Consider the following 12,734-nt stretch of genomic DNA (forward strand, 5'->3'; position numbering starts at 1 on the left):
CTGGAGAAATTGGAGAGACCACAAAAACATTATCGTTTTCGATAATGTCTTTTGTGGTCTCTTTTTATTTCCCTTTAAAAAATTCAAGCATACTAATAATATGTATATGCAATTGGAGGAATTTACTATGAACTTTTCGAATTTAAATCGAAAAAAAATCGTGGATAACCTTAAAAGTGAAATGTTTGATGTTCTGGTTATAGGCGGTGGAATTACCGGGGCGGGCATTGCCTTAGATGCTGCTGCCAGGGGAATAAAGACTGCTCTTGTTGAAATGCAGGATTTTGCAGCAGGCACCTCTAGCAGGTCAACAAAATTAGTTCATGGAGGACTAAGATACTTAAAACAATTTGAAGTGAAAATGGTTGCTGAAGTTGGAAAAGAGAGGGCAATTGTTTACGAAAATGGCCCGCATGTTACCACACCGGAGTGGATGCTGCTGCCAATGCATACAGGCGGTACATTCGGCAAGTTATCCACCTCAATCGGTCTTAGGGTGTATGATTTTTTGGCCGGGGTCAAGCGTTCTGAACGCCGCTCCATGTTATCAGCAGTGGAAACAGTAGCAAAAGAACCATTAATAAAGAGATCGGGATTAAAGGGAGGGGGTTATTATGTAGAATATCGTACAGATGATGCTCGTTTAACTATAGAAGTAATGAAAGCAGCTTTCGAGAAAGGCACTATTGCATGCAACTATACGAAAGTGTTGAAATTGATCTATGAAAACAATAAAGTGGCAGGGGCACTAGTGGAGGATCAATTAACAGGAGAAACGTATGAAGTGCGTGCGAAAAAAATTGTCAATGCCGCTGGTCCATGGGTAGATAGTATTCGTGATTTGGATCATTCCAAAAAGGGAAAAACACTGCAGCTTTCCAAAGGTGTCCATCTAGTAATTGACCAAACCAGATTTCCGTTAAAGCAGGCCATTTATTTTGATACACCAGATGGCCGAATGGTCTTTGCCATACCAAGGGATGGCAAGGCATATGTAGGCACAACCGATACATTTTATAACGAAGATGCAGTAAATCCAAGAATGACAACGTCTGACCGCACCTATATTATTAATGCGATAAACTATATGTTCCCTGATATGAAAATAACTGAGAAAGATATCGAATCCAGCTGGTCTGGTGTTAGGCCGCTCATTTATGAAGAAGGGAAAAACGCCTCCGAAATTTCTCGAAAAGATGAAGTTTGGGTATCGGATTCTGGATTAATTACTATTGCCGGCGGTAAGTTGACCGGATACCGAAAAATGGCGGAAACCGTAGTTAACTTAATGGTATCCATGTTTCAATCTGAAGAAGGCAGGAATTACCCCGCATGTTCAACAAAAAACTTGCCCATTTCAGGTGGAAATGTAGGGGGATCAAGCAATTTCCGTTCCTATGTATTAAACCATATCGAGGAAGGAGTTCAGCTGGGTCTTTATAAGGATGAGGCAGAAAAATTGGCAAAAATGTACGGGTCAAATATACAGGCCGTTTACCTATGTATAAAACAAAATATGGAGGATGCTGCGAAATATGGAATCCCTCTGGGTTTATTTGCAAAGCTCGTCTATGGGATTGAACATGAAATGGTGGTAACGCCAGTTGATTTCTTTAACCGCCGAACGGGGGCCATCCTATTTAACATAAAATTGGTTAAAAAGTGGAAAACACAAGTCATTCATTATATGGCTGACCGATTCCAGTGGACGGAAAAAGACAGTAAAAAATATGCTCTATTATTAGAAGAGGCGATATTAGAAGCAGAGGTGCCAGTTGATGAGCCAAGATCACCATTGTCTGCTGCGAATGAATAAAATAAAAAATGGAGCTGACTCAAATTGAGCAGCTTTTTTTATAAATTTTGAGTTTTTTCATTGTCGAAAACATAAGAAAATGGTATTCTTACGAGTGTGTGAAAAAACACACAAACGTTGATTTTACACTTTATACATGTTTGTCATATTTCTAGGAAAATATATACTTGAAAATGAAATTCTATTATTTGCTGTTCAAATTTAAAATGTTAATAAATCTACTTTTTTCATTTAAAGTGTTAGTTGACTAAATGGGACAAATTGTATAAATTTAATAAGTCAAGTATCAATATATTATTACATATTTAAAGGAGTTTGATTTTTAATGGCTGAGAAGCAATTTAAAGTAGTAGCAGAAACAGGAATCCATGCAAGACCTGCAACTTTATTAGTACAAACCGCTAGTAAATTTGATTCAGAAATTAATTTAGAATATAAAGGTAAAACTGTTAATTTAAAATCTATCATGGGTGTTATGTCTCTTGGAATCGGCCAAGGTGCTGAAATTAAAATTACTGCAGAAGGCAGTGATTCAAACGACGCATTAAACAGCATTACAGAAATGATGAAAAAAGAAGGTTTGGCAGAATAATGAATTTCTTACATGGAATTGCTGCATCAAACGGTATTGCTATTGCAAAAGCATACCGTTTGGTAGAACCCGATTTATCTTTTGAAAAGAGAACAATTGAAGATGCTTCAGCAGAAGTTGAACGGTTCCGCCAGGCTATGGCTAAATCGAAATCGGAGCTTGAAGCGATTCGCGACCGTGCAAAAGTTGACTTAGGAGAAGATAAAGCTGCGATTTTTGAAGCGCATCTTCTTGTATTAAGTGACCCTGAGTTAAATTCGCCGATTGAAGATAAAATTCAATCTGAAAAAGTTAACGCCGAGGTTGCTCTTAAGGAAACTGCTGACATGTTTGTCACCATGTTTGAACAAATGGATAACGAATATATGAAAGAACGTGCGGCAGATATCCGTGATGTTACCAAACGGGTATTATCCCATTTATTAGCTGTGCAATTACCGAACCCAAGCATGATTGCAGAAGAAGTAATCATTGTAGCAGAAGATTTAACTCCATCTGATACAGCGCAATTGAACCGTCAATTTGTAAAAGGCTTTACTACCAATATTGGAGGCCGCACTTCACATTCGGCCATCATGGCACGCTCTTTGGAGATTCCTGCAGTTGTTGGTACTAAAACAGCTACAGAAGAAATCAAAAATGGCGATATGGTAATCGTAGATGGCTTAAAAGGTGAAGTTCATATTAACCCGACAGCTGAGCTTATTTCTCAATATCGCAAAGTAGCGGAAGAGTATGAAGTTCAAAAAGCTGAGTGGGCAAAACTTGTCAATGAACAAACCATTTCTGCTGACGGTCATCATGTAGATCTAGCTGCAAACATTGGGACACCAAATGATTTAAAAGGTGTCATTTCAAATGGTGCTGAAGGAGTAGGTCTTTACCGTACAGAGTTCTTATATATGGGAAGAGATCAGCTGCCAACAGAAGAGGAACAATTTGAAGCCTATAAAGCAGTGTTGGAAGGAATGAATGGAAAACCAGTTGTCGTTCGTACATTAGATATCGGCGGTGACAAAGAGCTTCCATATTTGGAATTGCCGAAGGAAATGAACCCATTCTTAGGGTTCCGGGCAATCCGGCTTTGCCTTGAGGAACAAGACATTTTCCGCACTCAGCTTCGTGCTCTTTTACGTGCAAGCAGTTTCGGTAACTTGAAAATCATGTTCCCAATGATTGCCACATTGGATGAATTCAGATCTGCGAAGGCTATTCTTGAAGAAGAAAAGCAAAAGCTTTTATCTGAAGGACAAAAAGTAGCTGATAAAATTGAACTGGGAATTATGGTGGAAATTCCATCAACTGCCATCTTAGCCGATCAATTTGCTAAAGAAGTTGATTTCTTTAGTATCGGTACAAATGATCTAATTCAATACACAATGGCTGCAGACCGTATGAACCAGCGTGTATCATATCTGTACCAACCGTATAGCCCATCGATCTTAAGATTGGTTAAAATGGTTATTGATGCTGCTCATGCAGAAGGCAAATGGGCCGGCATGTGCGGAGAAATGGCTGGAGATGAAACAGCTATTCCGCTTCTGCTAGGACTTGGTCTTGATGAATTTTCTATGAGTGCTACGTCAATTTTAAAAGCACGTTCCTTAATCAGTAAATTAAACAAAGATGAAATGGAAAGACTTGCTGGTGAGGTACTGAACATGCAAACGACATCACAAGTAGTCGAAGCGGTAAACAATGCCATTTCTAAATAATTAAAACCATGAATAACGGATTAGCTGAAACTTTAGCTGATCCGTTATTTTTTTTCTGCTAATATGTGGTATTGTTATATAATACCTATATAGAATCAACCAGGAGAGGTGAATCTCATTTTATATGATGAAAATAAAAATAATCATTGCTGATGATAATTCTTTTATTCGGGAAGGAATGAAAATCATTTTAAGCACTTACCATGAATTTGAAGTGCTTGAAACGGTAAATGACGGTCTGGAAGCAGTAGAATATTGTAAAAAACATGATGTTGATATCGCTTTGTTGGATATTAGAATGCCAAATATGAATGGTGTAGAAGCAACACAGATCATTTCAGAACAGACGACAACAAAACCATTGATTTTGACCACGTTTGACGACGATGAGTATATTCTTGATGCCATTAAAAATGGCGCTAAAGGTTATCTATTAAAAAACAATGATCCGGAACGTATTCGCGAGGCAATTAAGAGTGTCTACAATGGAAATACCGTTATGCAGGAGGTTGTTTTGGATAAAATTAAATCAAATTTGACTGACCAAAAAAATGAATGCAAAATGGATAAAAGTCAATTTACAGAAAGAGAAATGGACATCATGACATTGATTGCAAAAGGGTATTCCAATAAAGAAATTTCTAAACAACTTTTTATTTCAGAAGGAACTATTGCCAATTATATTACTACTATTCTGGGAAAAACAGGTCTTAGTCACAGAACACAAATTGCTATCTATTATTTAACGGGTAAAGTCAACTAATTGAGGGAAAGAAATGGAATATTGGGTTATTATTTGTAAACTGATTTTATTTGCCTTTTTAGCAGCTCATTATATTCAGCATCCTGTTTTTAACATCCCGTTCGTTATGCTTTCCTTCCTTTTATACCTTTGTTTAAATCTCCTTATATATCTCATAAAACATGAATATGTTCAAAAAGTGGTCTTCCTCCTGTCGATTGTGCAAATTATGGTTTCTTTTAATTGGGTGGAGCCATTGTTTATATTACTTTTACCTATAAATTTGTGTGAGCTGATAGCCAGCTACATACAAAAAAAGTGGCTGCTTTTTACATTGATTTTATTGCCTTTATTATGGCTGGATTCAATTGTCAGATTTCAATATGGTTTGGCCGCTGCTTTAAGTTTTGTTATACACACTCTAGCTATAAGTGCTGAGGCAAAGTTGAGATTTCAGGAAGCACAGTTGGATGAAATGAGAAAAAAAGTTCATAAATTAACGACAAGTTTGGATAATAACGAGGAGTTTATCCGTCAATCAGAATATACGTTCAAGCTGGAAGAAAGAAATCGTCTTTCACAGGTGTTCCATGATGAAATTGGTCATTCCATGACAAGTGCTTTAATTCAAATGGAGGCAGCCAAAAGGCTGGTGGAAACCGATCATCAAAAAGCTTTGGCATTGCTGCAAAATGCAATTAATATTTCCAAATTGGGGATTGAAAACATCCGGGTTACCTTAAAGAATCTAAAACCTCCAATGGAACAATTGGGGATTCATCGACTTAAATTAATGATTGAAGAGTTTTCAACAAAACATCAAATCAAAACAACATTTGTTCATAAAGGTTATATCGATATCATCAAACCAATCCAATGGAAAATTATACAGGAAAATATCATTGAAGTATTTACTAACGCGTTGAAATATTCAAAGGCATCCATGATCTCGATTGAAGTTCATGTCCTTAATTCCTTAATAAAAGTAGAAGTTAGGGATAATGGGATTGGTGCAGCGAAGGTAAAAAAAGGCTTGGGGATGATTGGGATGGAAGAACGAACGGCATCGATAGACGGAAAGATTATTGTAGACGGGACAAATGGATTTTCAGTCACCATGCTATTACCTATTTCAGAACATGAAAATATGAAGAAAAATATATGAATTTATTCATATGAAAAGGATGAACTTTTGCACTGATGCAGGTTCATCCTTTTTGTTTATAATGAAGCCATAAGTTGATGAGAGGAGCAGAATAAAATGAATGTATTAGAACTTAAAAATTTAACAAAGAAATTTGCTGATTTTGTAGCAGTTGACAATATATCATTATCCATCACAGAAGGTGAGATTTTTGGGTTTTTAGGTGCAAATGGTGCAGGAAAAAGTACGACCATTAATATGATTGCCGGTCTTCTAAGACCAAATGAAGGTGAAATTAATATCCTGGGTAAAAATAGTTTTAAAAACAGCAAATTTGCTAAGTCAAATCTCGGAGTAGTCCCACAGGATTTGGCCATTTATGAAGATTTAACAGCAGCTGAGAATGTGAGATTTTTTGCTGGGCTATATGGGATTCGGGGGGCTGAACTAGATGAACGTGTACACGAAGCCTTGGAGTTTGTTGGCCTGCATGATAAACAAAAGGAATACCCAAAGAATTTTTCTGGCGGGATGAAAAGAAGGTTAAATATTGCTTGTGCTATAGCTCATAGACCCAAGCTGATTATTATGGATGAACCGACAGTCGGAATTGACCCGCAATCAAGAAATTATATACTCCAATCTGTAAGAAAATTAAACGAAATGGGCTGCACGATTATCTATACAAGCCATTACATGGAAGAGGTCGAAGAGATTTGTTCTAAAATTGCCATCATTGACCATGGAAAAGTAATAGCTGAAGGGACAAAGGAGCAATTAATTTCTATTATTACCAATACAAAGGATGTTTGGATTGAGGTAAAATCTGGCGGAAACATTGACATCGGACTGATTAAAGAAATTAATGGTGTAAAGTCAGTTACGCTGGAGGAAACTCTGCTGAAAGTAAATTCAGAAATTGAATTGAATAATTTAAATAAAATTATCCAATCACTCATGAATCAAGGTATTGAGATCAGCTCCCTGCATGAAAAAGAACCAAACTTAGAAACTGTGTTTCTAACGCTTACAGGCAGAAATCTAAGGGATTAGAGAAACCGATTGGAGGTTCATCCGGTGAACATATTAAATATAGCGATAAAGGAAATAAAACATAGTGTCCGTGATATTCGAACGTTTGTATTCATGCTTGCCTTTCCCATCGTATTAATGTTAATTCTTGGTACAGCTTTATCTAATGCATTTAATTCAAAGTTAGCTGTCGATGATATACATGTTTTATATAAAATTACCGCAGATCCTATGATTGCTACATCTTTTCAATCATTTATAAAAGAAGCAGAAAAGTCGGGGGTCCAGTTTAAGCAGATTTCAGGAAATCTTGATGGAAAAAATGAAGTAAAGGAAAATAATTTTTCTGCTTATATAGAAGTAACCAATGATGGAATTCAGCTTTATGGAACTAGTCGAAATAGCATAGAAGAAAGCATTATTCAAGGAATGCTTAGTGCTTATGCCGGAAGGTATAATGTAGTTGCTTCAGTGGCAAAGGTGGACCCAAGTAAGGTAAGTACTGCTTTGGCAAGTCATTCAGAAGATCATTTTATCAAGGAAAAATCTTTAAATTCAAAAAAACAGCCCGGTTCAATGGATTATTATGCAATGGCGATGACCACCATGATTGCTCTATATGCTGCTCTAGGTGCCTCCTCTCTCATACGTGGGGAAAGGACCAGGAATACGTCCATTCGCCTTTTAACTGCTCCAATCTCAAAGGGAGAAATCTTCTTGGGGAAAATAATTGGTGCATTATTGATCAATATTACTTTTGTTATGGTAATTGTTGCGTTTAGTTCAATAGCATTTAAAGCTAATTGGGGTAATCATTTCGGAATGGTGTTTCTAGTATTAGCAACTGAAGTGTTTCTGTCAGTTAGTTTCGGATTAGGGGTCAGTTATTTAGCAAAAACTGGCGAAGCAGCTCGTACTATTCTTATGATTGTGATTCAATTATCTTCATTTTTTGGCGGTGCCTACTTTAAAATAGACGATGCTAAAGGAATTTCTATCACAAATCTCTCTCCGCTTACCTGGGCAAACAATGCAGTTACGAAAATTATTTATGCTAATGATTATTTAGCGGCAATAAAGGCAATTAGTTTGAATATGGGGATAGCCATTATATTTTTAGCGATCTCCATCATCTTGTTACGTAAAAGGGAGGGGCTATAATGAAGGACGTTTTATGGTTAGTAAAGAAAATAGCAATGGTTACTTTTAGGAAAAAGAGAAATATCATTATCTATTTTTGTCTTCCTCTAGTTGGCATTTTCATTTCCTTTCTCGTATACGGCGGCTCAGAACAATCGCAGCTGAAAGTAGCGGTCGTCAATCAGGATCATCAGAAGATTGCCAATGATACGGTCCATTTCCTTGAAAGTTTAAATAATGTGAAGGTGATGAAATTAAGTGAAGCAGCTGCTTCCGATGGAATTACCTCTGGAACGATAGATTGTATGATTACTTTTAAAAGCGGGTTCTCCCAAAGTATATTGTCAGGGCAGCCTGGTTACATTGAAATAACCTCCATTAAAGGTTCACAAATAACGGGCTTTGTTCACTCCTATTTATATCAATATATCGATAATATTTTAAGTATCAGTAAAGCGGCGAATGGAAATTTAGACACTTTTAATAAGATGTATGCAAATTATCAGAACTCTCATTATAGCGTAAAAGTCAGCTCATTATCGGATACTTCCTTGGGAAAAGATATGACAAATCAAACAATTGGGTTCCTGCTTATGATTATGTTGATTTCGGCAGGGAATTTTGCTGAAATTATTATAAAGGAAAAGGAAAATCGCACCTATTTTCGGTTATTATCTACACCCATTAATGCGCGAAAATATGTGTTGTCGAACATTATCGTTAGCATTTTAGTTATGTTTGTCCAAATAATTTTTACCCTTATTTTTTTAACAAAGATATTCCATATCAACATGCACGTTACATTTTGGCAGATGACGGAAGTGTTATTGATCTATGCCCTTATATCTGTCGGATTGTCATTAACCATCGTTTCATTTTCCAACAGTTCTGCTTCAGCTGGTGCATTGCAAAACTTGGTTTCAACACCAACCTGTCTATTGGCAGGCTGTTTCTGGCCGGTAGGCATTATGCCAAAAGCCGTTCAAAGGGTTGCTGATTTTATGCCCCAGCATTGGGTTCTGGATACAGTTGGAAAACTTCAGCAAGGCGATTCGGTCGGGAGCCTGTATCTTAACATCATGGTCTTGTTTGCTTTTGCCGTAGCATTTTTCCTAATTGCTGTTTATAAATTTAGTATTAACAAGAATGTTCGAAATTTCATATAGATTCATTTATGAAATAGGAGACAGATTACAATCTGTCTCCTATTTCCACGTATTCTGGCAATTTATCATGTATAATATAAGGTAGTTTGAATGAGGAGGTTGGGATACGATGGACTTAAATTTATCAGGAAAAACTGCGCTTGTCGCAGCATCAAGTCAAGGATTGGGCTTTGCCATCGCTGAACGGCTTGTACGGGAAGGCGCTAACGTAGTCATTTCCGGCAGAGATGTGAAAAAGCTAAAACAGAAAGCTAGCGAGCTAGAAGCAATTAGTGCCGGTAAAATTGCTTATCAGGAGGCAGATCTTACTAGATCAGAAGATATAACACGGCTTGTTTCCATCACTGCTGCAACCTTTGGCGGAATCAACATACTGATCAATAATGCTGGAGGCCCGCCCGCTGGTTCTTTTGAAGAATTAACGGATGATGCCTGGCAGACTGCATTTGAGTTAAACCTGCTATCATATGTTCGTTTGATTCGTGAGTCGTTGCCGTATTTAAAACAGCAGGGAGGGAAAATACTTAATATTACCTCTTCCTCCATAAAGGAACCCATACCTGGTTTGATTTTATCCAATACATTCCGGACAGGAATCATCGGCTTAGCAAAAACCCTTGCTTCGGAACTGGCCCCGTATGGAATTATCATTAACACAATCGCGCCGGGCAGGATTGCGACTGACCGGGTTAAACATTTGGATCAAGTGAATGCAGACAAACTTGGGGTTTCACGAGAAGCAGTTGAAGCTCAAATGAAAGCAGGAATACCATTGAAGAGATATGGAACCCCAGAAGAATTTGCAAATGTTGCCACTTTTCTCGTATCAGATGCGAATAGCTACATGACAGGAAGTGCATTTATTGTTGACGGCGGGATGGTAAAATCTATTTAAATACATGGAATATTTGATTGATCTAGAAAACAACTATTCCAATCGTAAAAAGATTAGAAAGGAAGCTACATATGAATAGCACAGAAAAAACAATTATCGGTTTTATTGGCACAGGTGTAATGGGAAATAGTATGGCAGGCCATATTTTAGCAGCAGGGTATCCATTAGTGGTATACTCCAGAACGAAGGAAAAGGCCCGAGAATTACTCGAAAAAGGAGCTAGATGGGTGGATACACCTAAACAAGTGGCGGAAACAGCATCCATTGTTTTCACAATGGTTGGCTATCCTACAGACGTTGAGGAAGTTTTCTTAGGAGATAACGGGCTTATACGCCATGGACTGTCAGGAAGCTATTTCATTGATATGACAACATCATCACCATCCCTTGCAGGCAAAATCTATCAGGAAGCTAAACATAAAGGTATTCAAGTGTTGGATGCACCGGTATCTGGAGGAGATATAGGTGCAAAGGAAGCCAGATTATCGATTATGGTTGGCGGAGAAAAGGAATCTTTTGATGCAGTCCTTCCAATCTTAAAGCTGCTAGGTTCCAATGTTGTCTATCAAGGTAAGTCAGGTGCAGGCCAGCACACAAAAATGAGCAATCAAATTGCCATAGCTTCTAATATGATTGGTGTATGTGAAGCGATCATTTATGCTGAAAAAGCTGGCTTAGACCCTGAAGCGGTTCTAAAAAGCATTTCAACAGGTGCTGCTGGGAGCTGGTCGCTAAGCAATCTTGTTCCACGTATGCTAAAGGCTGACTTTGAACCAGGATTTTACATCAAGCATTTTATTAAGGATATGAAAATCGCTTTGGAAGAAGCCAATCGAATGGATATGGATGTACCTGGATTAGCATTGGCAAAATCCTTATATGATCAGCTGGCTGAAAGAGGAGAAGAAAATAGCGGTACCCAAGCTCTATATAAATATTGGAAAAGTTAAAATGTATAATTTCTTCCTTCCTACATGAAACTATGATTGATTCATGAAGGGAGGATTTTTTATGGCAAAACGGACGAAAAAGAATGACCCTCAGCAGAAAAACAAAAAAGGATTTGATTCTGCAGTACTTAATGAAGAATTTGCACATGAAATGGGCTCTGCAGCAACTAATAAAATTCATAAAGATAAAGTTAAAAAAGAAAAAGCATCTAAAAATAATGGAAGATACCAAGGACAATAATCTTTTATGTATCAAAAAGACCTCCTACTTTTCATAGGAGGTCTTTCTTAGGCTGAAAGGAAAGACTTCCTTTCAGGCATAAGGGCAACTACGCCTCTGTCTTCGCCCTGCCAGGTCCGCCAGTCGGCGAGTTTTCTTTTAACTCTTTAAAAACTTTTCCATACGGTTTAAACCTTCTTCTAAAGTTTCCATGGAACAAGCAAATGATAATCGAAAATAGCCTTCACCATATTCTGAAAATGCGCTTCCAGGAACGACAGCAACTTTCGCTTCATATGCAAGTTTTGTTGCGAATTCAAAGCTGTCAAGCTGGATGCTGTTAGGTATTTTAACAAAGATATAAAATGCTCCCTCCGGTTTAACAGCATTCAACCCCATGTCGTATAATCGTCTAAGGGCATAATCTCTTCTTGCAGCATATTCTATTTTCATAGCATCAGCATCGTCGATTCCCGTAGTTAGAGCTTCATAAGCCGCTTTTTGGGCAATAGAATTGGCGCATGAAACATTATATTGATGCACTTTTAAAATGTGTTTTGCTATGTTTTCTGAGGCGAATAAAAATCCAATTCTCCAGCCTGTCATAGAGTGAGATTTGGATAGGCCATTGATAACAATAGTATTTTCCTTTAAATAAGCTGCTATCGATCGGTGCGGCCGGTCAAAAGTAAGCTCGCTGTATATTTCATCAGCCAAAACAAAAATCTCTTTGTCTGCCACAAAATCGGCAATTTCTTTAAGCTCCGCTTCAGTAAGACTGACTCCTGTTGGATTGGATGGATATGGGAGCACGATACAGCGCGTTTTTTCTGTAATAAAGGGCTTGATCCAATCTAAAGTGAAGCGAAACTGATTATGCCGTATATCAACGTGGACTGGAACAGCACCCATCATTCGGATAATTGGTTCATATCCTGGGTAAATCGGACCAGGCAATATCACTTCTGAACCTTCTGTTAAGATTGTCCGGAAGGTAACATCGATGGCTTCACTTGCACCAGTTGTAACAATAACTTCAGATTCAGGATGATAATGAAGATCGTATTTTTTTTTCACAAACTCACTGGCAGCCTTTCTTAATTCCAGTGTCCCGGCATTGTGGGTGTAGATAGTGAAATCTTCTTCAATCGCAGAAATTCCAGCTTGTTTAACATGTTTAGGAGTAGGGAAATCTGGCTGACCAATGGTGAATGCTATGAGATCGTCTATTTGAGAGACCAGATTTGAAAATCTCCTTATTCCAGAAATTTCGAGATTTTTAACACGGTGATTAATTAAATGCTCCATTGTTGTCCATCCTT

12 protein-coding genes are annotated in these 12,734 nt (G+C 37.6%); 11 read left to right on the forward strand and 1 reads right to left on the reverse strand.

Annotation, left to right across the window (positions count from 1 at the left end):
* Positions 1-127 precede the first annotated feature (127 nt).
* From HPT25_RS15115 to HPT25_RS15165, 11 genes are all read left to right on the forward strand, one after another.
* Positions 128-1,816, forward strand: a complete 1,689-nt coding sequence (locus HPT25_RS15115; RefSeq protein WP_173065728.1) for a glycerol-3-phosphate dehydrogenase/oxidase — start codon at positions 128-130, stop codon at positions 1,814-1,816.
* A 325-nt stretch (positions 1,817-2,141) separates the two neighbouring features.
* Entirely contained in the window at positions 2,142-2,408 is a 267-nt protein-coding gene (locus HPT25_RS15120; RefSeq protein ID WP_173065731.1) for a phosphocarrier protein HPr, read from the forward strand.
* The gene (ptsP, locus tag HPT25_RS15125) at positions 2,408-4,123 is read left to right on the forward strand and encodes a phosphoenolpyruvate--protein phosphotransferase (RefSeq protein WP_173065733.1); all 1,716 of its coding nucleotides are present in this window, start codon (positions 2,408-2,410) and stop codon (positions 4,121-4,123) included. Before HPT25_RS15120 ends, ptsP begins: the two co-directional genes overlap by 1 nt.
* A gap of 127 nt (positions 4,124-4,250) precedes the next feature.
* Entirely contained in the window at positions 4,251-4,886 is a 636-nt protein-coding gene (locus HPT25_RS15130) for a response regulator transcription factor (protein ID WP_173071163.1), read from the forward strand.
* A gap of 13 nt (positions 4,887-4,899) precedes the next feature.
* The gene (locus HPT25_RS15135; protein ID WP_173065736.1) at positions 4,900-6,030 is read left to right on the forward strand and encodes a histidine kinase; all 1,131 of its coding nucleotides are present in this window, start codon (positions 4,900-4,902) and stop codon (positions 6,028-6,030) included.
* A gap of 96 nt (positions 6,031-6,126) precedes the next feature.
* On the forward strand, positions 6,127-7,062 hold the full coding sequence (locus tag HPT25_RS15140; RefSeq protein WP_173065739.1) for an ABC transporter ATP-binding protein: 936 nt from the start codon (positions 6,127-6,129) through the stop codon (positions 7,060-7,062).
* A 24-nt stretch (positions 7,063-7,086) separates the two neighbouring features.
* Positions 7,087-8,202 (forward strand): ABC transporter permease, encoded by a 1,116-nt coding sequence (locus HPT25_RS15145; RefSeq protein WP_173065742.1) that lies wholly within the window; start codon positions 7,087-7,089, stop codon positions 8,200-8,202.
* Entirely contained in the window at positions 8,202-9,347 is a 1,146-nt protein-coding gene (locus HPT25_RS15150; RefSeq protein WP_173065745.1) for an ABC transporter permease, read from the forward strand. The genes HPT25_RS15145 and HPT25_RS15150 overlap by 1 nt, the downstream gene beginning before the upstream one ends.
* Before the next feature lie 109 nt (positions 9,348-9,456).
* Positions 9,457-10,242, forward strand: a complete 786-nt coding sequence (locus HPT25_RS15155) for an SDR family oxidoreductase (protein ID WP_173065748.1) — start codon at positions 9,457-9,459, stop codon at positions 10,240-10,242.
* 71 nt (positions 10,243-10,313) lie between these two features.
* Entirely contained in the window at positions 10,314-11,192 is an 879-nt protein-coding gene (locus tag HPT25_RS15160) for an NAD(P)-dependent oxidoreductase (RefSeq protein WP_173065751.1), read from the forward strand.
* A gap of 61 nt (positions 11,193-11,253) precedes the next feature.
* Positions 11,254-11,433, forward strand: a complete 180-nt coding sequence (locus HPT25_RS15165; protein WP_173065754.1) for a hypothetical protein — start codon at positions 11,254-11,256, stop codon at positions 11,431-11,433.
* Positions 11,434-11,571: 138 nt separating this feature from the next.
* Here the strand turns inward: HPT25_RS15165 and HPT25_RS15170 are convergent, their stop codons facing one another.
* The gene (locus HPT25_RS15170; protein WP_173065757.1) at positions 11,572-12,720 is read right to left on the reverse strand and encodes an aminotransferase A; all 1,149 of its coding nucleotides are present in this window, start codon (positions 12,718-12,720) and stop codon (positions 11,572-11,574) included.
* Positions 12,721-12,734 lie beyond the last annotated feature (14 nt).

Source organism: Neobacillus endophyticus (genome assembly GCF_013248975.1).
Classification (GTDB): Bacteria; Bacillota; Bacilli; order Bacillales; family Cytobacillaceae; genus Neobacillus; species Neobacillus endophyticus.